This is a genomic window from Nocardia transvalensis (assembly GCF_015477765.1).
In the GTDB taxonomy this organism is placed as follows: domain Bacteria; phylum Actinomycetota; class Actinomycetes; order Mycobacteriales; family Mycobacteriaceae; genus Nocardia; species Nocardia transvalensis_A.
This window is the reverse complement of the sequence record NZ_JADLQQ010000018.1, coordinates 69,059-88,595: the sequence shown is the minus strand read 5'-3', so window position 1 is coordinate 88,595 and position 19,537 is coordinate 69,059. Positions and strand designations below refer to the sequence as shown.

16 protein-coding genes are annotated in these 19,537 nt (G+C 68.3%); 5 read left to right on the top strand and 11 right to left on the bottom strand.

What is annotated here, in order from left to right; genetic code table 11:
• Window positions 1-3: 3 nt before the first annotated feature.
• From IU452_RS36900 to IU452_RS36885, 4 genes are read right to left on the bottom strand one after another with little or no spacing between them, the layout of a single operon-like run.
• Window positions 4-1,062: a hypothetical protein gene (locus tag IU452_RS36900; RefSeq protein ID WP_195113910.1), complete on the bottom strand. Its 1,059-nt coding sequence runs from the start codon at window positions 1,060-1,062 to the stop codon at window positions 4-6.
• A gap of 27 nt (window positions 1,063-1,089) precedes the next feature.
• Entirely contained in the window at window positions 1,090-1,914 is an 825-nt protein-coding gene (locus tag IU452_RS36895; protein WP_195113909.1) for a hypothetical protein, read from the bottom strand.
• A complete protein-coding gene (locus IU452_RS36890; RefSeq protein ID WP_228819367.1) occupies window positions 1,911-2,903 on the bottom strand; it encodes a hypothetical protein in 993 nt (330 codons plus the stop codon). Before IU452_RS36890 ends, IU452_RS36895 begins: the two co-directional genes overlap by 4 nt.
• Window positions 2,904-2,917: 14 nt before the next feature.
• Window positions 2,918-3,925: a hypothetical protein gene (locus IU452_RS36885; RefSeq protein WP_195113907.1), complete on the bottom strand. Its 1,008-nt coding sequence runs from the start codon at window positions 3,923-3,925 to the stop codon at window positions 2,918-2,920.
• Between the two features lie 207 nt (window positions 3,926-4,132).
• Here IU452_RS36885 and icmF point away from each other — a divergent pair, with 207 nt between their 5' ends.
• The 3 genes from icmF to IU452_RS36870 all read left to right on the top strand — a co-directional run bounded on the left by icmF (window position 4,133) and on the right by IU452_RS36870 (window position 9,878).
• A complete protein-coding gene (icmF, locus tag IU452_RS36880) occupies window positions 4,133-7,351 on the top strand; it encodes a fused isobutyryl-CoA mutase/GTPase IcmF (RefSeq protein WP_195113906.1) in 3,219 nt (1,072 codons plus the stop codon).
• Window positions 7,352-7,497: 146 nt separating this feature from the next.
• On the top strand, window positions 7,498-8,334 hold the full coding sequence (locus tag IU452_RS36875) for an SDR family NAD(P)-dependent oxidoreductase (RefSeq protein WP_195113905.1): 837 nt from the start codon (window positions 7,498-7,500) through the stop codon (window positions 8,332-8,334).
• 17 nt (window positions 8,335-8,351) lie between these two features.
• Window positions 8,352-9,878 carry a flavin-containing monooxygenase gene (locus tag IU452_RS36870; RefSeq protein ID WP_195113904.1) on the top strand — a complete coding sequence of 509 codons (1,527 nt, stop codon included), beginning with the start codon at window positions 8,352-8,354 and terminating at the stop codon, window positions 9,876-9,878.
• On the opposite strand, the gene IU452_RS36865 is transcribed toward IU452_RS36870, so the two are convergent.
• The 4 genes from IU452_RS36865 to IU452_RS36850 all read right to left on the bottom strand — a co-directional run bounded on the left by IU452_RS36865 (window position 9,851) and on the right by IU452_RS36850 (window position 15,006).
• Window positions 9,851-10,621 carry a helical backbone metal receptor gene (locus IU452_RS36865; protein ID WP_195113903.1) on the bottom strand — a complete coding sequence of 257 codons (771 nt, stop codon included), beginning with the start codon at window positions 10,619-10,621 and terminating at the stop codon, window positions 9,851-9,853. The genes IU452_RS36870 and IU452_RS36865 overlap by 28 nt on opposite strands.
• Window positions 10,622-10,718: 97 nt before the next feature.
• The gene (locus tag IU452_RS36860) at window positions 10,719-11,486 is read right to left on the bottom strand and encodes an SWIM zinc finger family protein (RefSeq protein WP_195113902.1); all 768 of its coding nucleotides are present in this window, start codon (window positions 11,484-11,486) and stop codon (window positions 10,719-10,721) included.
• Window positions 11,483-14,311, bottom strand: a complete 2,829-nt coding sequence (locus IU452_RS36855; RefSeq protein ID WP_195113901.1) for a DEAD/DEAH box helicase — start codon at window positions 14,309-14,311, stop codon at window positions 11,483-11,485. Before IU452_RS36855 ends, IU452_RS36860 begins: the two co-directional genes overlap by 4 nt.
• A 113-nt stretch (window positions 14,312-14,424) precedes the next feature.
• Window positions 14,425-15,006, bottom strand: a complete 582-nt coding sequence (locus IU452_RS36850; RefSeq protein ID WP_195113900.1) for a DUF2867 domain-containing protein — start codon at window positions 15,004-15,006, stop codon at window positions 14,425-14,427.
• 539 nt (window positions 15,007-15,545) lie between these two features.
• Here IU452_RS36850 and IU452_RS36845 point away from each other — a divergent pair.
• Window positions 15,546-15,908, top strand: a complete 363-nt coding sequence (locus tag IU452_RS36845) for a hypothetical protein (protein ID WP_195113899.1) — start codon at window positions 15,546-15,548, stop codon at window positions 15,906-15,908.
• A 107-nt stretch (window positions 15,909-16,015) separates the two neighbouring features.
• Window positions 16,016-16,717, top strand: coding sequence for a GmrSD restriction endonuclease domain-containing protein (locus IU452_RS36840; RefSeq protein WP_416382408.1), 702 nt, complete (start codon window positions 16,016-16,018; stop codon window positions 16,715-16,717).
• A gap of 84 nt (window positions 16,718-16,801) precedes the next feature.
• On the opposite strand, the gene IU452_RS36835 is transcribed toward IU452_RS36840, so the two are convergent.
• The 3 genes from IU452_RS36835 to IU452_RS36825 all read right to left on the bottom strand — a co-directional run bounded on the left by IU452_RS36835 (window position 16,802) and on the right by IU452_RS36825 (window position 19,501).
• A complete protein-coding gene (locus tag IU452_RS36835) occupies window positions 16,802-17,584 on the bottom strand; it encodes a sulfurtransferase (protein WP_228819391.1) in 783 nt (260 codons plus the stop codon).
• An 86-nt stretch (window positions 17,585-17,670) separates the two neighbouring features.
• The gene (locus tag IU452_RS36830) at window positions 17,671-18,876 is read right to left on the bottom strand and encodes a benzoate/H(+) symporter BenE family transporter (protein ID WP_195113898.1); all 1,206 of its coding nucleotides are present in this window, start codon (window positions 18,874-18,876) and stop codon (window positions 17,671-17,673) included.
• A gap of 73 nt (window positions 18,877-18,949) precedes the next feature.
• Entirely contained in the window at window positions 18,950-19,501 is a 552-nt protein-coding gene (locus tag IU452_RS36825; protein ID WP_195113897.1) for an Lrp/AsnC family transcriptional regulator, read from the bottom strand.
• Window positions 19,502-19,537 lie beyond the last annotated feature (36 nt).

Genomic DNA, 19,537 nt, shown 5'->3' with positions numbered 1-19,537 from the left:
ACGTCAGGGTTTCGGATCGAGCTCCACGACGGTGCCGGGGTGCGCGAGTGAGGGGACCCGCAGCGGGCCGCCCTTGGCCTGGTCGATGAGCTGGCCCTGCCAGGCGACGAAGCAGGAGGCCGCCTCGCTGTTGTACACCCGGTCGAGGATGGGGGCCAGTTGCTTGGCCAGCTCACCCTCGGCCGCGATCAGCTGACCGCGGTACGGACCGTAGTAGGGCAGGATCGCTTGCAGCACAACGGCTTCCGCCCCCTGCACCTGAGTGATGATCGGGTCGATGGCGGGCTGATTGCGGGCGATCACCGGGGCGATTTCGGCCAGTACGGGCCCCGCCAGTTGCAGGATCGGCTGGTAAACCGAGCCGAGCGCGAAGGCTTCCGACGAGAACGGTCCCGCCAGCGGAGCCAGGCCGATGAGAGAGGCGAGCCCACCCTGCTGTTTGGGCGCGGGCCAGCCCAGCGGGCATGCGGGCTGGGTATTCGCTGTGGCTGTGGCAAAGGGATTGTCCGCGAGAGGAACCGAGCCCCCGGGAGAAGAGCCGGGGCTGATCGGGGTGGAAGCACCGGGGTTGCCGGGGGTGGATGTACCGGGTGCGGCGGAAGTACCGGGGGCGCTTTGATTCAGGGGGACCGTGGCCGCCGGACCCGAGTTTCCTGGGTTGATGGGAACGGAGGAGGGGACCCCGCCCCGGCCCGCTGGGGCGGCCGGTGCCGCGGAATTGGCGGACCCTGGTGCCGTGCCGGAAGAAGAGTTGCCCGGAGCCCCCGGCGCGGTCCCTGTTCCCGTACCCCCCGAGGAGCCGTGGGCAGCCGTCGACGAAGGGTTGCCTGAGGCCAGCGGGGGTGTGCCCGCACCCGCTTCCCCCTTTCCAGCGGCACCCGCGTCTCCCCCTCCAGCGGCGCCTGTACTTGATTCCCTCGCACCGTCCGTGACGACGACAGAGGACACCTGATCGTTCTGGACCGTCAGCGCGGTGACCGCGACGGCACTGCCGACCACGGTCGCGGCGGCGACCAGTCGGATGGCACCGGCGAGTCCGGGCCTGGTCGTGCGAGGGGACATCGGACGAGCACTCCTTCGATGAGAGAACTACTTCGCTGCAGGCTTGTCGGGGGCCGCGGACGCGGGTTCGAACACGCCCTCGAGGTGCCAGACGCCGGTGAACCCGTTGAACGGGCCGCCGACGATCAGGCTGGTCCACTGCAGGGTGAATCGGCGGGTGGCCGGGTCGTAGGTGCCGGTGGCCGAAGGTCCCTGGGCGGCATCGGGTTTCGGCTGGTCGAACCACTTCTGGGCCACCCAGTCCCACACCCGCTGCACCTGTTCGGCACCGGCCACCTGCGGCCCCTGCTTCTCCGGCGGCTTCGGGGCGCCCTGATTGAATTCCTGGTCGTTCCAGGACGCCGCCCACGACGACAGGTCCGCGGTCAATGTCCCGCCGTTGTTCACCACGGTGGGCGGCGGCACCTTCCGTCCGGTCTGCGGGTCGACCGGGTTGGTGGAGATGCCGAATTCGACGGCGAAGAACTTGGTCGGCTTGGTGATCGAGGCCGCGAGCGAATTACCGTTCGCGAAACCGGGATTCGGCTCGCTCTGGAATCCACCGGTCCGCAGCCCACCCGCGGTTCCCGGCTCCAGCAGCGTCGTCGAACCACCCTGCACCGGCGAATCGCCGTTGGGCATATACGGCCCGTTGTCCGGCGTGCCACCCGGCTGCACCATCCGGAACCAGGTTCCCGAGACGGTGTCGCCGTGCGCCGAACCCGGTGTGAATCGGAGCAATCCGACCAACGGCTGCGCCGCGGCGGGCGCGGGCGCGGAGTCGTCCGACGAGGAACATCCCGTCAGCAGCAGCACCGCGGACACCAGCACGAGCGCCGATCGTCTGGTCCAGGATCGGAAGAACAGGGTCATTTCTGGGCCTTTCCCTGCTCGCGATTGCGCAGTCCCGCCGCCGCGACGGCCAGGACGATCACTCCCGGCACCAGGTAGAACCAGCCGAGACCACGAAATGCGCCGAACCCCAACGGTTTTGTGACATCGTCGAGCGCCACGACCGCATCGAAGTTGTCGACGTTGTCGTTCATGGTGCCGATCAGCGCGGCGAATCGGGACGTCATGGGCTGCCACCGAGACTCCAATGCGGTGATGCCGGTCAGATCCGCATCGGGGTGCGCCGCCCGGATCGCGCCGGTATATCGACTGTTCAGCTCGCCGTCGGCGCCCACCAGGGTGACGAAATAGCCTTGCACCTTGCGCACCTCGTCGTGGGTGAGGATGGGCCGGAAGCCATCGATGAGCGGCGGCCCCGCGGATGCTGCCGAAAACAGCCCGCCCGCAAGGGGAAACGCGATCAACGCGGCGGCCACCGCCGCCGCGACAGACCGCCACACCACCGCCCGATGACCGGCCGCCGCCCGCCGAAATCCAAAAACCCCTGCGCCGATGAGAATTACACCTGCGAAGGCCAGCACCCACGGCAGTATCCCGAACGGCGGCAGCTCGGCGAGCCGGCGATAATGACCCCGATTGGCATCGATCGAGTCGACCATCGCCGAGATATCGGCACGGATTCCCGGATAGTCACGCACGAAGGTGTCGATGCGGTCGTAGGACCCCTGCTCGAGGCCCTGCCCGCGCAGCTCGAGCACATTCGCCCGCGCACCGTCGAGCACCTGCAGATCGGTCCGGTAGCCGTCGATGCTCGGCTGCGTCGCATAGGGCGCGAAGGAGTCGATCATCGCCTCCCCTTCGACCGCCCGCGGAAACATGCCGGTGACGAGCGGTGCCAGCACCAGCACCGCCCCGATCAGCGTGATGACGGCGAAGGGCCAGCGGGGTTTGGGCGACGGCGCGGTCTCGACGGTGGAGACGAACTCCGAGTAGGCCGGGAGCCCGGACACTTGGTCGGCCACCATCACGACGGCTTTCGGCCGGCGATGGCGTCGGCCTTGAAGAACACGGCGGTCGCGACCAGCGCGAGCAGCAGCAACGCCGGAATCACCCAGACGGGAGCATGGTGCTTACGGGGCAGTTCGATCGTCCTGGTCGCGAGGGCCGGAGCGGCAGCGGTCGAGGGAGTCTCGGCGCGAACCGGGGCGATATTCGGCTGAGCGGCAGGCACACCGGGCTGGACAGGCGCTGGGGCGGGCTGGGCAGGCGCTGGGCCGGGTTGGGCCGCCGCTCCCCCGGCCTGCGCAGGCCCCGGTGGGGTCGCAGGCGCGGCCGCGACCGGCGCGGCCGCCGGAACGGTCCCGCGATACTGCCCCGCCAGATGCCACAGCCCGGTGAAGTTGTTGAACGGGCCCCCGACGATCTGACTCGTCCACTCGATCACGAAATTGCCTGCGCCATCGAGACTTCCGTGCACCGGGCTGGTCTTGCCGGGCAGTCCGCCGCCCGGTTTGGGCGAGCCCTGATTGAACACCTGGTTGTTCCAGGTGACCCCGAGACTGCTCAGATCGCCCGACAGCTGACCGCCCTCGGAGAACAGCTGCGGCAGCCCGGTGCCCTGGCCGGTCTGCGGATCGGTCGGATTGGTGGCGGTGGCGAAATCGACTCCGTAGAAACGCACCGGCGTGGTGACCCGACCGGACTGGGCATTGCCCGCGGCATCGAATGCCGCCGCGGGCTGCGGCTGGTAGCTGCCGCTGATCAGGCCGCCGTCGCTGCCCGCGGACAGCGGCGTCACCGTCTGATCGCTGCAGTGCGAATCGCTGTTCTGCAGATACGGGCCGCCAGCATCGCCGGTCGGCAGGATCATCCGGAAGAAGCTGCCGGTGACCGCCCCGTTCGCGCAGACGCCCGGGGCCAGCGCGAACAGGCCGTTCAGTGGCGCCGGATCGGCATGCGCGACCGGCGCGGCAAGCGCCGAGATACCGGCCGCGACGGCCGCGGCGGCAAGCCGATACAGGGTCCGTCTCATGGTCGCTCCTCGATTCGTGCAGGTCGGCTCCGCTTATGCGGCATTCGCATCGATCGCAGCGCCGATCGGCCGAGAAGTCGCCGGTTGTGGTCACGCTGAATCGAAGTCGCCCGGCAAATCGACGCCCTGGCGTTGTGACTCGCCTCACTCTAGAATTACTTTGACGTCCTAGTATTGGACGCTGAAGGACTCGCCGAAGGATTCCCTATGGCCGACCGCACCGCGCTGCACACGCCCGTTCATCCCGTCCGCTTCGTGACGTCCGCGGCCCTGTTCGACGGACACGATGCGGCGATCAACATCATGCGGCGGATCCTGCAGTCGCAGGGCGCCGAGGTGATTCACCTCGGGCACAACCGGTCGGTGCGCGAGGTCGTCGATGCCGTGCTCACCGAGGACGTGCAGGGCGTGGCGGTGAGCTCGTATCAGGGCGGCCACGTCGAATACTTCGAATATCTGGCCGCGGCGCTGCGCGAGGCCGGGGCGGGGCACGTGCGGATCTTCGGGGGCGGCGGCGGGGTGATCGTGGCCGAGGAGATCGCCCGGCTGGCCGAATCCGGCGTGACGATCTTCTCCCCCGAGGACGGGCAGCGGCTGGGCCTGCCCGGAATGATCAATCGGCTCATCGCGACCTGCGATGTGGACCTGTCGCGCGAACCGGCACCGGTGGAGGCCGTCCTGGCGGGCGAGCGAAAGGCGTTGGCGCGCACGATTACCTGCCTGCAGCAGGAGGCGCTGCCCGCCGCCGACCGCGAGGCGCTGGTGGCGGCCGCTGCCAACCGGCCCGTGCCGGTCCTGGGCATCACCGGCACCGGCGGCTCCGGAAAGTCCTCGCTCACCGACGAACTCGTGCGCCGGTTGCGCTCGGATCAACAGGACAAGCTGCGCGTGGCGATCCTCGCGGTGGACCCGACCCGGCGCCGCGGCGGCGGTGCGCTACTGGGCGACCGCATTCGGATGAACGCCCTCGACAGCGACCACGTCTACTTCCGGTCGCTGGCCACCCGGGGCGCACACGAACTGCCGACCGACATCGACACCATGATTCTGGCGTGCAAGGCCGCGGGGTACGACCTGGTGATTCTGGAGACCCCGGGTATCGGCCAGGGCGATGCGGCCATCATCGACCACGTCGACGTCTCGATGTATGTGATGACGCCGGAGTTCGGCGCCGCCTCCCAGCTCGAGAAGATCGACATGCTCGATTACGCCGATGTGGTGGCGATCAACAAGTTCGAGCGCCGCGGTGCCGCCGACGCCCTGCGCGATGTGTCACGCCAGCTGGTGCGCAATCGGGAGGCGTTCGGGGCATCGCCGGAGGATATGCCCGTATTCGGCACCAGCGCAGCGACATTCAACGACGACGGTGTGACCGCGCTGTATCAGCATCTGGCCGGACTGCTCGAGGAGAAGGGACTGCCGCTCGAATCCGGTGTCCTGCCGCGGGTGAACACCAAGGTTTCGACGCGGTTCGCGCAGATCATTCCGCCCGGGCGGGTGCGGTATCTGGCCGAGATCGCCGAGACCGTGCGGGACTACCACGCCGAGACCGCACGGCAAGTGCTCGCCGCCCAACGGGTGCAGCGCTTCGAGCAGGTCGCGGCGGAACTTCCCGAAGACTCGGCCGTCGCACAGTTGCTCGAACGCGCACGCACGGATCTCGGTTCCGACAACGCCGCACTGCTGGCGCAATGGCCCTCGGTCGCCGAGTCCTATCGGGGCGAGGAACAGGTGGTCCGGGTGCGGGACAAGGAAATTCACACCGCGCTGCGCCGAACCTCGTTGTCGGGCAGTTCGATTCCGCGGGTGGCCCTGCCCCGGTTCACCGATCACGGTGAGCTGCTGCGCTTCCTGCGCTCGGAGAATCTGCCGGGCAGGTTCCCGTTCACCGCGGGCGTATTTCCATTCAAGCGCGACAACGAGGACCCGGCGCGCATGTTCGCCGGGGAGGGTGATCCGTTCCGCACCAATCGGCGGTTCAAGGTGCTGTCGGAGCATTCGGAGGCCAAACGGCTGTCCACGGCCTTCGATTCGGTGACCCTCTACGGCCACGACCCGGCCGAGCGGCCCGACATCTACGGAAAGGTCGGCACCTCAGGGGTTTCCATCGCCACGCTCGACGATATGAAGGCCCTCTACGACGGGTTCGATCTGACCGCGCCGACCACGTCGGTGTCGATGACCATCAACGGTCCCGCGCCGACCATTCTGGCGTTCTTCCTCAATACCGCGATCGACCAAGCGCTGCAGCGCTTCACCGAATCCGAGGGCCGCGAGCCCACCGCCGAGGAGGCCGCCGAGATCCGGGCGAAGACCCTCGCGACCGTGCGCGGCACGGTGCAGGCCGACATCCTCAAGGAGGATCAGGGCCAGAACACCTGCATCTTCTCCACCGAATTCAGCCTGCGCATGATGTCCGACATCCAGGAATGGTTCGTGCGCAACGGCGTTCGCAACTTCTACTCGGTCTCGATCTCCGGCTATCACATCGCCGAGGCCGGGGCCAATCCGATCAGTCAGCTGGCCTTCACCCTGGCCAACGGTTTCACCTATGTGGAGGCGTATCTGGCGCGCGGCATGCATATCGACGACTTCGCGCCGAATCTGTCGTTCTTCTTCTCCAACGGCATGGATCCGGAGTATTCGGTCATCGGCCGGGTGGCCCGGCGCATCTGGGCGATTGCCATGCGCGACAAGTACGGGGCCAACGATCGCTCGCAGAAGTTGAAGTACCACATTCAGACCTCCGGGCGGTCGCTGCATGCACAGGAGATGAGCTTCAACGATATTCGCACCACCCTGCAGGCGTTGATCGCCATCTACGACAACTGCAACAGCCTGCACACCAACGCCTACGACGAGGCGGTCACCACGCCCACCGAGGATTCGGTGCGCCGCGCCCTGGCCATCCAGTTGATCATCAACAAGGAGTGGGGCCTGGCGATGAACGAGAATCCGCTGCAGGGCAGTTTCATCATCGACGAACTCACCGATCTGGTGGAGGAGGCGGTGCTGTGCGAATTCGAGCGGATCTCCGAACGCGGCGGCGTGCTCGGCGCCATGGAGACCGGCTATCAGCGCGGTCGCATCCAGGATGAGTCGATGCTGTACGAGCAGCGCAAACACGACGGCAGCCTGCCGATCATCGGCGTCAACACCTTCCGCAACCCGCACGGTGACGAACACCGGGTGCTGGAGCTGGCCCGCGCCACCGAGGACGAGAAGCAGTCGCAGCTGCGCCGGACCCGCGAATTCCAGGCCCGCCATCGCGACGAGGCCCACGCCGCCCTGGCCCGCCTGGAGGCCGCGGCCCGCTCCGACGACAACGTCTTCGACGTGCTCATGGACGCCGCCCGAGTCTGCACGCTGCAGCAGATCACCGACACCTTCTTCACCGTCGGCGGCCAGTATCGGCGCAACGTGTAGGAAAGCACCCGCCATTGTCATCCAAACGTGGTTGCACTTCGGCCCGATTGCGGGCCTAATGGGTGACAGGCGCGGCCAATGATGGCGTGCGACACCGAGTGCATGATTCTCTCGGCCGGGCCCTCGGCACGGCTTCGGGAGTTCTCATGCGGCTCAATCCCTTCAACGGTGCACGGCGGACCAAGCGGGCGGATGCGGTGGTCACCGGTGCGGGCAGCGGTATCGGGCGGGCATTCGCGGTCGAGCTCGGGCGCCGGGGCGGGCGCGTGGTGTGCGCCGACATCGATGCCGTGGGCGCCCGGGAGACCGTCGATCTCGTGGCCGCGATCGGCGGTAAAGGCTTCGACATCGTGTGCGATGTCCGCGACGCCGACCAGGTGGTCGCGCTGGCCGACACCGCCGAGGAGTGGTTCGGCAAGGTGCCCGACATCGTGATCAACAATGCCGGGATCGGGCGGGGCGGCAGGCATATCGGCGACGCGGCGCTGCCGGAGTGGCGCGCCGTGCTCGACGTGAATCTGTGGGGTGTCGTCCACGGCTGCCATGTCTTCGCGCCCCGGCTGCGCGCGGCCGGACGCGGCGCGATAGTCAACACCGCCTCCGCGGCGGCCTTCGCGGCCGGACCGCGCATGGCGGCCTACAACGTGAGCAAGGCCGGGGTGCTGGCGCTGTCGGAGACCCTGGCGGCCGAACTGTCCGGCACCGGCGTGACGGTCACGACGCTGTGCCCGACCTCGGTGAAAACCAATATCCTGCAGGATGTTTCGTTCCCCGACGAGTCTACGGCCCGCATCGGGCACACCGTGCAACGCTGGACCGGCCGCTCACCCGACGCCATCGCGCGCACCACCCTCGATGCCGTCGACCGCGGTGCACTGTATGTGGTCCCGCAAATCGAGGCCAAGGTCATCTGGCAGTCCAAGCGGCTGCTGCCCGGTACCTACACCCGCGCCGCGGGCCTGTTGGAGCGGCTGGCGCGGTAGGAGACCGAGGATCAATCATGAGCGAGCCGACGACCATCGACCACGAGGTGATCATCGTGGGCGCCGGATTCTCCGGCATCGGAGCGGCGATCAAGCTGCGGGAGGCGGGTTTCGACGATTTCCTCCTCGTCGACGATGCCGACGGCGCCGGCGGTACCTGGCACTGGAACACCTATCCCGGTATCGCCGTGGACATTCCGTCGTTCAGCTATCAGTACTCGTTCGAGCAGAGTTCGTCGTGGTCGCGCATCTATGCGCCGGGCCACGAACTGAAGGCCTACGCCGAACGCTGTGTGGACAAGTACGGGCTGCGACCGCGTATTCGGTTCCGTACCACCGTCACCGGGGCGGAGTTCGACGAGGACGCCGCGGCCTGGCGCCTGCACACCGCCGGCGGCGACGAGCTCACCGCGCGCTACGTGATCTCCGCGACCGGCGTGCTCACCCGCCCCAAACTGCCCGATATTCCCGGCGTCGAATCGTTCGCCGGGCTCACCATGCACACCGCGCGCTGGGACCACGGCCAGGACCTGCGCGGCAAGCGGGTCGCCATCATCGGCACGGGAGCCTCGGCGGTCCAGGTGATTCCGGAGATCGCGCCGGAGGTGGCGCGATTGACGGTGTTCCAGCGCACGCCGATCTGGTGCCTGCCGCGGCCGGATGCCACGCTGCCGACGCCGCTGCGCTGGGCGTTGCGGCACCTGCCCGGCGGGCAGACGGTGTCGCGGCTGGTGAGTCAGGCCTTCGTGGAACTCGCCTTCCCGCTGTCGGCGCACTACTACACCCAGCTGCCGCTGGCCAAGCTGGGCGAACGCAGCGGCCTCGCGCATCTGCGCCGCCAGGTGCACGACCCCGCGATTCGGGACAAGCTCACCCCGCGCTACGCGCTCGGTTGTAAGCGGCCCGGATTCTCCAACGACTATCTCGCCACGTTCAATCGCGACAATGTGGTGCTGGAGACCGACCCGATCGCCGAGATCACCCCGACCGGGGTTCGCACCGCCACCGGCACCGACTACGAGGTGGATGTTCTGATCCTGGCGACCGGATTCAAGGTGATGGAGTCGGGCAATATGCCGACGTTCACCCTGCGCGGGGTCGGCGGACTGGATATCGGGAAATGGTGGGAGGAAAACCGGCTGCAGGCCTACGAGGGTGTCAGCGTGCCGGGCTTCCCGAACTACTTCAGCATCATCGGCCCCTACGGGTACAACGGCTCCTCGTATTTCACGCTCATCGAGATGCAGACCGGCCACATTCTGCGGCTACTGCGCCATGCTCGCCGCAAGAAGGCCGCGCGGGTGGAGGTGACGCGCGAGGCCAACGACCGGTACTTCCGCGAGATGTTGAATCGCCGTGGCGGGCAGGTGTTCTGGCAGGACAGCTGCGTGCTGGCCAACAGCTACTACTTCGACGAGCACGGCGATGTGCCGCTGCGGCCGATGAGCACGGTCGAGGCATCGTGGCGCGCCGGGCATTTCGATCTGCGGGACTATACGTTCACGCGTGTCCCGGCTCATGCGACGAAGGCGCGGGCCAGCTGATCGGTCAGCCTCGGGCGGGCGGTGACCAGTGACGGGCCGTACCAGGTGAGGTCGCGGCCCGCCACCAGCGCCACGGGAATGCCCGGAAACGCCTCCGGACCATCGGTTTCGGTGAATACGTAGGGCTCGTCGGGTAGCACCGCCAGTTCGACACCGCGCACCAGCTCCTCCGTCGAGACCTTGGGGTAGCGCTCAGGGCGATCGGCGTGCACGAGTCGTAATCCCAGGCGGTGGGCCAGATCCCCGGTGAAGGTGTCGCGGCCGACCACCATCCACGGGTTACGCCAGATCGGAATGACGGTGGCCCGCATTGTATCCGGGGGCGGCGCCGCCCACAGGTCCTCGGCCTCGGTGAGCCACGGCGGCCTGCCGACAGCGAGAGCCACATCGAACAGTCTCTCCAGGGACACGAACGCCTCGTCCAGTGTGCGAACCCTGGTCACCCACACCGCAATTCCGGCGTCGCGCAGACGATCCACATCGATGCGCCGATTCTCCTCCTGATTGCACACCACCAGATCGGGGGCCATCTCCACGATCCGGCGGACATTCGGGTTCTTCGTACCCCGCACCCGCTCCACCGCCAACTCCCGCGGATGCGTACACCACTCGGTCGCGCCGACCAGCAGCTCCGGGCAGGTGACGGCGATCGCCTCGGTCAGCGAGGGCACCAGCGAGACCACCCGGCGCAGCGGGCGGCGCACGGGTACCGGTGCCCCCAGATCATCGGCCAGCTCGGGCATGAGTTCACCATAGGTCCCGGCCGAAAAGCGGGCCGGGGAACGAAGGGGATGGCTGCCGGGGAACGAAGGGGATGGCTGCCGGGGAACGAAGGGATGGCTACTGGCCCAAACCCCGGTACAGCTCGCGCAGGTCGCGTAGGCCTGCCTCGGCGGTGCGCTCGTCCTCGGCGGTCATGCGCAGGGCCTGGCGTAGCGGGACGGGGTCCAGGTCCTCGAGGGCGGGGCGGAAATCGGGGGTGGGGAGGGCGGGCAGGGTGGTGGTTTCGCCGTAGAGGTCGTCGGAGACCGTGGGGCCGTTGTCGCGCTCGACGCCGCCGATGAGGGTGTCGAGGTCCAGGCCGCGCAGGGTGAGCATGACCGAGGGCTGTTCGTCCAGGCGTTCGGCGATGACGTAGCAGAGCGCGGCGACGTGCTTACAGGGCCAGCCGGAGTCGGGGCAGGTGCAGGCGAAATCCAGCTCCGACGCCGTGGTGGGCAGCAACAGCGGGCCCAATTCCTTCGGCAGCGCGCCGGAGGCCAGTTGGGCGAGCATGCCGGGGGTGGCGCGCACCAGGTCGATCAGTTCGTCCAGCCGCTCGTCGCGCAGTTGCCGCATGGTGAGCACCGAGCTGAACGGCCGCGGCTGACTGCCCTGCACCTCCGCGGCGACCGCACCGGGTTCGAGGTGATAGGTGACCACCTGCCCCGAGCGGGCGTAGGAGCGGCCGCGGGCCAGGCGCCCGTCGTCGGCGACCCGCTCGACCGCCTCGATGAACGATCGCCCCCACCAGGTGCGGGCGAACGATCCGCGGCGGCTGCGCGGTTCCACGCCACCGCGCACCGGCAGCCGTTTGCCGTATTTGCTGTAGTCGTCGAACGGGCTCATTCGCCGACCGCCTCCGGTCCCAGGGCGAACAGGTCGCGCAGTTCCGCCGAACTCAGCTCGGTGATCCAGTTCTCGCCGGTGCCGATGGTCAGATTCGCCAATTCCTGTTTACCGCCCAGCATGTCGTCGATGCGTTCCTCGATGGTGTCGACGCACACCAGCTTGCGGACCTGCACGTCGCGGCGCTGCCCGATCCGGAACGCGCGGTCGGTGGCCTGGTTCTCCACCGCCGGATTCCACCAGCGATCCAGGTGCACAACGTGATTGGCGGCGGTGAGATTCAACCCCGTGCCACCGGCCTTGAGCGACAACACCATCACCGGCGGACCGTCGGGGCCCTGGAACCGTTCCACCATCGCGTCGCGCCCCTTCTTCGACACTCCGCCGTGCAGGAACGGGATCGGCCCGCCGAACCTTTCGGTCAGATACGGCACGATCAGTTCGCCGAATTCGCGGAACTGGGTGAACAGCAGGGCCTTCTCCCCATCGGCCAGCACCGACTCGAGCACATCCTCGACCAGGGCCAGCTTGCCCGATCGGTGGTGCCCGCGGCGCAGCACCGACGACCCGTCGCCGAGGAAATGCGCGGGGTGATTGCACACCTGCTTGAGTCTGGTCAGTGCGCCCAGCACCGCACCCTTGCGGGCGATGCCGTCCGACTTCTTCTTCAGCTGCGCCACCATATCGTCGACCACGGCCTGATACAGCGCCGCCTGCTCCACGGTCAGGTTGGCGCGCACCGTCATCTCGATCTTGTCCGGCAGATCGGAGATGACGGCGGGGTCGGTCTTGACCCGGCGCAGCACGAAGGGCGCGGTGATCGCGCGCAACCGGCTGATGGCGTTCTCGTCGCGCTCGCGTTCGATCGGAACCGCGAACCGGGAATGAAATTCCGAAGGCTTACCGAGCAGCTTGGGTGCCACGAAATCCAGGATGGAGCGCAGTTCCTCGAGCCGGTTCTCCACCGGAGTTCCGGTGAGGGCCAGTCGATGTCGCGCCGGAACGGTCCGCGCCGCGCGGGCCTGGCGGGTTCCGGCGTTCTTGATGTGCTGGGCCTCGTCGACGACGATTCGCTCCCACGGCTGGCGCTTGAGCTCCTCGGCGTCGCGGGCGAGCAGCGCGTAGGTCGTGATCACCAGATCCGAATCCGCTACTGCCGCATCGAGTTCCGCGCCCGAGCGACGTCCGGTGCCGTGATGGACCAGCACCCGCAGGTCGGGCACGAACCGCTCGGCCTCGCGCTGCCAGTTGCCGACGACCGACATGGGGCACACCAGCAGTGTGGGCCCCGGTGAAGAACTCGCCGGGGAGACAAGGGAACCGGCTGTTTCTCTTTCGTGGGCCAACAGGGCCAGCACCTGGATCGTCTTGCCCAGGCCCATATCGTCGGCGAGGACGGCGCCGCAGTTCAGCCGGTTCATCGTCGCCAGCCACGACAGTCCGCGCAGCTGGTAGGGGCGCAGTTCCGCCTTCAAGCCGATCGGTGGGTCGACGGGGCGGGCGGCCTCGGTCGATTCGAAAAGCTCTGCGGCCCAACCGGTTGCGGTCATCTCTTCGATGGGCACCTGCTGGATGCCCGCCGAACCGACCTCGGCGAGCAGCTGGGTGAGGGTGCCCACGTTCTCGTCGGTACGCCCGCCCAGGTAGGCCGCCGCGGCGGCCAGCATCCGATGGTCGGCCTGCACCCACTGTCCGCGCAGCCGCACCAGATCCGATTTCGCCTGAACCAGCCGCGCCATCTCGGCGGGCGTGAGCACCATATCGCCCAGGGCCAGTTCCCAGCGATAGGAGACCAGGCCGCTCATGCCGACCTCCGTCTCGGTCGCGGCCGGGCTCTGCACATGCACCCGCATACTCGGGGCGACGATCCGCCACGCCCGCGGCAGCAGCAATTGCACACCCGCGGAACGTAATTCGTGCGCACCGTGCGCGACCAGGTCCTGCACCACCGCGGTGGGCAGCAGGAAATCCATACCGTGCGGATCGCGCGGCACCTCCCGCAGAATGGGATAGGCCACCATCGCCGCGGTCACCTTCTCCCCCGCCGTGCGCACCAGCACCGGATCGCCGTGGATAGGGACAGGCTGCGGCGCTTCCCCTTCCGAGCGCAGGCACACCTCGAGTCGCCACAGCGCGTCCGCGCTGTCGGCCGCCTCCTCCGGCTCGTCCTCGGGTTCCAGCAGGCGCAGCACCAGCTCCGGTTCCCCGACGGTCAGGCTCGTCCGCCACTGCTCCAGGCTCGTCGCCACTCGGTGCGATCCGGCATCCAGGGGCGCGTCGGAGACCAATGCCGTCAGCAGGGGATGCGCCGACCGCACCGGCGGTGCGTGCAGGCGGGCGATGGGATCGGTCAATTCGGCGACCAGGTCTTCGAGCACCGCCGTGGGTCCGGCCGCCACCCGCAGCGCCGGCGGCAGCGCCGCGGCGAGTTCGGCCAGCCAGGCCCGCTGCCGCTGCCCGCCCACCAGCCGCCAGCGCACCCACCAGTCACCGTCCTCCCGACGCAGATCGGGCACGACCCGCCCGGCCCGAACCCACCGTTCGAGACCGCGCGCAACATGCCCGAGAAACCGCAGGTCGGCGGCAACAACAGCGACCGGCAACTCTTGCAGAAGCACCTGCGCAGCCATATCGGGCGCAAGCGCATGCGCAGCAACCTCGGTGGTCACCGCCCCATCCGAACCGGCCACCAATACCCGCGCCCTGTGCCGAAACCGCGCCGTCTGCACCACCGCCCCGAGCGGACCGGGCGGAACCGCCACGGAGTCACCCGGCTGGCGCCACAGCACCAGCCCCGACCCCGGCGTCCACAACCCGTGCAGCATCCCCCCCATCCAATCAGCCCCCACCGACACCCTCGTGCCACCCTGGAAACAAGTCGTTCGTCAGCGTCAACCGGTACCTGTACGACGATCGGTCGTGGCGATTCGAGGCCGGACTATCTACTGGCGTGTAGGCGCCAGTTGCGTTCGATCGAGCGCATCAGGGGTGGGTAGACCAGCAGGTATCGGAATGGCTTGATTGCGGTCATGTAAAGGCTGCCGAAAAGGCCGTTCGGCTTGACCAGTACTGCCATTTGGCCTCGGTGGGTGCCGGTCTCGTCTCGGACCCAGCCGATATGCATGATGCCGTGCATGGTCTTGTTGGCGATTTCGCACGCCCACTCGTTCTCGGTGAGATAGAGGGAGTGCATTGGCTTGCCCTGCAGGTCCGGTCCGCGGGGGCCCTCGCGAAGATCGGCCGGCAGGCGGTCGCGCAGCGACGGCACCCGGCCGCCGATACCGGTATCGTCCCGGTCCCATCCGAGCAGTGCCCCGAGCTTCCAGCGAATCGCGAAAAGTATGTGGTAGAGCCCGGAGGCGCCGGAATCGTCGCCGGAGGATATCTCCTGCACCAGTCGCGGAAAGTCGTCCGGACCGCCGGGTGTCGGCAGCGCCCAGACGTCCTCGATCTCGAAATCCCGGCTGATCTCGTGAATCCGCCATGGTTGGGAGGTGTGCGCGGTGAGCGAGAGTCGCATCGCTGTCTCCATGAGTCGTCGGCCTGCGCCGAGTCCGTTCTAGAACTATCCTTCTAAAACAAATTAGAACATACCTTCCAATTGGGTGCCGGATGATATCGACCACACCGGCGCAACGTGCGAGAGGGGTATTCAACGCAGGTCAGAGCGTTCCGGGTTGCCCATCGACCGTTCGCCGTCCGAAGTGAGGGCGCCGACCGCGACCGGGACGGGTTCCACCTACCCACATCCGCAGGTCAGAGGCTCTAACAGCGGGCCGTCAGGGCACGGCGCCAAGCACGCACGGGCTGAACAGCGCCGCACGCGGCGGAGTCTGGAACGACTCTGACCTGGACACGATCGACTTGCCTATACCCATTTGCACCGGTTTCGGAACATACTGGAATATCCGCAGGTCACGGCCGACGAACGGAGTTGGCTCGTGTATTGCAGCAATACAACCGATCGCACCCGCGCAACCAAGACGGTTTCGCGCCCGCGCACCCGGTCGGGCGTGCAACCGGCGTCGCTTCGACGACGCACTCAGGAGGGCAGTGAAGATGACTATTCTGCTCCAGGTACTCGAGCAGAGTTTCACGCCGACGACGCCGTGGGAGCGGCGAAAATTCACCTTCGTGGACGCCGCGAAAATCGTCGGCATGCGCCTGGACGGCCAGTCCGGCGTATGGCTGGATTTGCCGCGGCCGGGTGAATCGCAACGGCTGGCCCGCACCACCGACCCTCGCGATGCGATCACTTTCCTGCTCACCACATTTGCGAAGATCGCCGAGTGCGAGGATCGCGGCGGCTCCTGGCTGATCGGCCACGACGGCGCCCGTGTCGACTCCATCGCGGCCACCCGCTTCCCACCCGCGGCCGCCGAACTCCCCGCCGACGACCTGCTGGCCCGCGCCTGGCTGTAATCCCGCCCGATTCCGGTCGGAACATGCCGGAATGACGTACGGGCAGCAAAACGGCGAGAGGGACGACGCGCCCGCGATTGTCGGTGGGGGCGTGTACACCTGATCGCATGCGGTGGGGGAAACATGTAAGGGCGATGGCGGCGCTGGTCGCCGTGATGACGGTGGCGGGTTGTGCGATTCTCACCGATGACCCGCCCGCACCGGGCAGTCCCTCTCGTGCCGAGGTGGAACGGCTGCTCGACACCGTGCAGGTGGTGGACTCGCGGCCGCGGCCGGGCGGCTACGAGCGGGGGTGCCGGCCCGAACAGGGATGCGTGTTCGGGCCCGCGTGGTCCGACGACCATGACGGGCCGGGCGGCCACGACGGCTGCGACTCCCGCAACAGCGTGCTGGGTAGGCAGCTGAGCGAGGTGCGATTCCGGCCCGGCACGCACGAGTGCGTGGTGATCGCCGGAACCCTGCACGACCCCTACACCGGCAAGCGCATCGGCTTCGACAGAGCCCAGCCCCGGGCGGTGCAGATCGATCATGTCTATCCGCTGGCCGCGGCGTGGGATATGGGCGCCGCGAAATGGCCACTGCCGCAACGCATGCGCTTCGCCAACGACATCGACTTCAATCTGCTGGCCGTCGACGGGCAGGCCAACCAGGACAAGGGCGACCACACCCCCGCCGACTGGCTCCCTCCCGCCCACTCCTACCGCTGCTTCTACGCGGGCAAATACCTCTCCGTCGCAAGGGAATACGCCTTGCCGATCACCCGCGCCGACCGCGACACCCTCAGCCGCGTCGCCCGGCACTGTCCGTGACCCACCAGCCGCACCCCGTGTTGTCACCCGCACCCCGTCCAGCGCCTGCAGCGGGTGCGTTTGCCAACAGGGGGTGCGGCTGTGTCAGGCCGTCGCGACGGGGCGTTTGGGGTCGTTGGACCACTGGGACCAGGAGCCGGGGTAGAGGGCGGCCTCGATGCCGGCGACCGCCAGGGCGGCTATCTGGTGGGCGGCGGTGACGCCGGAGCCGCAGTAGACCGCGATCGGGCCGGAACCCAGCGCCGTGAAGCGCGAGCGCAGTTCCTCGGCGCTCTTGAAAGTGCCTTCGGGAGTGAGGTTTTCCGATGTGGGGGCGCTCACCGCGCCGGGGATGTGCCCGGCGCGCGGGTCCACCGGCTCCGACTCCCCGCGATAGCGTTCTCCGGCGCGCGCGTCCAGCAGCAGGCCGTCCCACGAGGCCGCGGCATCGGCGTCGATCAACGGCATCTTCCCGGGGACCAGCACGATATCGCCCTGGCGCGGATCCGGCTCGCCGCCCTTGGTCAGCTCTCCCCCGGCGCGCTCCCAGGCGGGCAGCCCGCCGTCGAGAATCCGGACGTCCGCGACACCGGCCCAGCGCAGCAACCACCAGGCGCGGGCGGCGGCCATCCCGCCGGTCGCGTCGTAGACCACGACCGGCTCCCCCGTGCGCAATCCCCAGCTCCGGGCGCATTTCTGCAGGTGAGCGGCTTCGGGAAGGGGATGGCGGCCGCGCGCCGGGGACGGCGGTGCGGCCAGTTCGGTCTCCAGATCGACGAATACGGCGCCGGGGATATGACCGTTCAGATAGTGCTGCGGCCCGTCCGGGTCGCCCAGCGCCCAGCGCACGTCCAATAGATGGACACGGGATCCATTGTCGGACAGCATTTTTCGAAGGTCATCGGCCGAGATCAGTACCGCGGTCAAGCCAGCTCCTGTCGTAGATCCGTACCCGTGACACGAACACCCTCACCCTACGACAGGCGCCACCCGAGCACCCAGCGCACCAGCAGACCCGCGACCAGGGCCCAGAATGCCGCACCGACACCGGCGACGGCCATCCCGGAGGCCGAGACCAGAAAGGTGACGCCCGCGGCGACGCGGTGCTCGGCGTGTTCGAAGGCCGCGGTGAGGGCGGCGACCAAGGTGGCAATCAGGGCAAGTCCGGCAACGGTTTCCAGCACGCCCTCCGGTGCGGCCGCCACCAGCGCCACGAAGGCGCCCGACACCAGGGCCAGCACCAGGTAGGTCCAGCCCACGGTGAATGACGCGATCCAGCGCCGCCGCGGATCCGGATGCGCGGACGGGGCGGCCGACAGCGCCGCGCTGATCGCCGCCAAGTTGATCGCATGCCCGCCCGCCGGGGCCCCGATCATGGTGCCCAGGCCGGTCGCGGTCATGGCCGCCCGCCACGGCACCCGGTACCCGAACGACCCCATGACCGCCGCGCCGGGAATGTTCTGTCCCGCCATGGTGACGATGTACAGCGGCACCGCCACCCCGATCAGCGCCTGCCAACTCCAATGCGGCGCGGTCAATTCCACCCGCGGCAGCATGGCGGCCCAGTCGAGGCTGCGATGAGTGGCCACGAGATCGACGGCCACGCCGATCGCGGCGGTTGCGAAGGCGGCCGGCACGGCCCAGCGCGAGGCGAGGCGCTGCAACACCAGCCACACCACCAGCACCGGAAGAACCACGGCCGCACTCGTCTTCACCGCGTGCATCGGCGCCAGGCACAGCGGCATCAGCACCCCGGCGAGCATCGCCTGGGCAATCTCGACCGGAATGGCGGCGATCAACCGCCCCAGCCGCTGCCAGAAACCGGTGAGCACGATCAACGCCCCGGCCACCACGAACGCGCCGACCGCCGCGGGCCAGCCGCCCGACACCATCCCGGTGCCCGCCAACAGCGCGGCGCCCGGCGTCGACCATGCGATCGACAGCGGCATCCGCAGTCGCGGGGCCAGTACCAGCATCACGACGGCCTGGGTGACACACACCGCCAGCAGTCCCGACGCCGCCTGCGCGGGTGTGGCGCCGACTGCTCGCAACCCGGTGAGCACCACGGCGAACGAACTGGTGAAGCCGACCAGCGCCGCGACGATGCCCGCCCCGATCGGCTGCCCTATCCCCACCCGCGGTTCATCGCTGACCCTTGTTTCGATCTCGACGGCACTCATCGCGCTATCGTCGCGAACGCTCCCGCCCCCGGTCACCGGCCAATCGCTCGAAACTGGACCGAATTTCGCGCCGTCAGCGCGGCCGCGGCAGGCCAATCGGACGATCGGGACGGGCCACCTCGGGCCGAACGCCGTTGGCACCGGAGAGCCGGCGCAGCAGCGGCGCGGTGCGCGGGCCGACCAACTGCCGCATCACCAGCGCCATATTGGTGCGTTCCACGCCCGGAATCTTGAGGATCTGCCCGGCAATGCGGTAGAGGTCGTCGGCGTCGCGGGCGACCACGCGGACGGTGAGGTCGGTGGGGCCGGTCATGCCGCACACCTCGGTCACCTCCGGAACCTGGGCCAGCTCGTCGACCACCGAATCGAGCTTGTGCTGATCGACCACCACCGCCACGAAGGCCGCCAGCGGATAGCCGAGTGCCCGCGGATCGACGCGCCGCTCGAAGCTCGCCAGCACCCCGCCCGCCTCCCACCGGGCCAACCGGGCCTGCACGGTATTGCGCGACAACCCCAGGCGCGTGGCCAGCTCCACCCCGGTGGCCCGGGGATTGGCGACCAGTTCCAGCAACAGACGCGCGTCCGTCGCGTCGACTACGGCACCGACCGGTTCTCCACTGGACATGTAACGCAGTATGACAGCAATCACGCCATCCACCAC

Excerpts from the sequence above, each read along its gene's own strand:
- IU452_RS36860 (WP_195113902.1), bottom strand. The coding sequence starts at position 11,486 with ATGAGCCCGTTCGACGACTACAGCAAATACGGCAAACGGCTGCCGGTG.
- IU452_RS36840 (WP_416382408.1), top strand. The coding sequence starts at position 16,016 with ATGCGGTGGGGGAAACATGTAAGGGCGATGGCGGCGCTGGTCGCCGTG.
- IU452_RS36825 (WP_195113897.1), bottom strand. The coding sequence starts at position 19,501 with ATGTCCAGTGGAGAACCGGTCGGTGCCGTAGTCGACGCGACGGACGCG.
- IU452_RS36885 (WP_195113907.1), bottom strand. The coding sequence starts at position 3,925 with ATGAGACGGACCCTGTATCGGCTTGCCGCCGCGGCCGTCGCGGCCGGT.
- IU452_RS36830 (WP_195113898.1), bottom strand. The coding sequence starts at position 18,876 with ATGAGTGCCGTCGAGATCGAAACAAGGGTCAGCGATGAACCGCGGGTG.
- icmF (WP_195113906.1), top strand. The coding sequence starts at position 4,133 with ATGGCCGACCGCACCGCGCTGCACACGCCCGTTCATCCCGTCCGCTTC.
- IU452_RS36870 (WP_195113904.1), top strand. The coding sequence starts at position 8,352 with ATGAGCGAGCCGACGACCATCGACCACGAGGTGATCATCGTGGGCGCC.
- IU452_RS36875 (WP_195113905.1), top strand. The coding sequence starts at position 7,498 with ATGCGGCTCAATCCCTTCAACGGTGCACGGCGGACCAAGCGGGCGGAT.
- IU452_RS36855 (WP_195113901.1), bottom strand. The coding sequence starts at position 14,311 with ATGCTGCACGGGTTGTGGACGCCGGGGTCGGGGCTGGTGCTGTGGCGC.
- IU452_RS36850 (WP_195113900.1), bottom strand. The coding sequence starts at position 15,006 with ATGCGACTCTCGCTCACCGCGCACACCTCCCAACCATGGCGGATTCAC.
- IU452_RS36865 (WP_195113903.1), bottom strand. The coding sequence starts at position 10,621 with ATGCCCGAGCTGGCCGATGATCTGGGGGCACCGGTACCCGTGCGCCGC.
- IU452_RS36835 (WP_228819391.1), bottom strand. The coding sequence starts at position 17,584 with ATGCTGTCCGACAATGGATCCCGTGTCCATCTATTGGACGTGCGCTGG.
- IU452_RS36845 (WP_195113899.1), top strand. The coding sequence starts at position 15,546 with ATGACTATTCTGCTCCAGGTACTCGAGCAGAGTTTCACGCCGACGACG.
- IU452_RS36895 (WP_195113909.1), bottom strand. The coding sequence starts at position 1,914 with ATGACCCTGTTCTTCCGATCCTGGACCAGACGATCGGCGCTCGTGCTG.
- IU452_RS36900 (WP_195113910.1), bottom strand. The coding sequence starts at position 1,062 with ATGTCCCCTCGCACGACCAGGCCCGGACTCGCCGGTGCCATCCGACTG.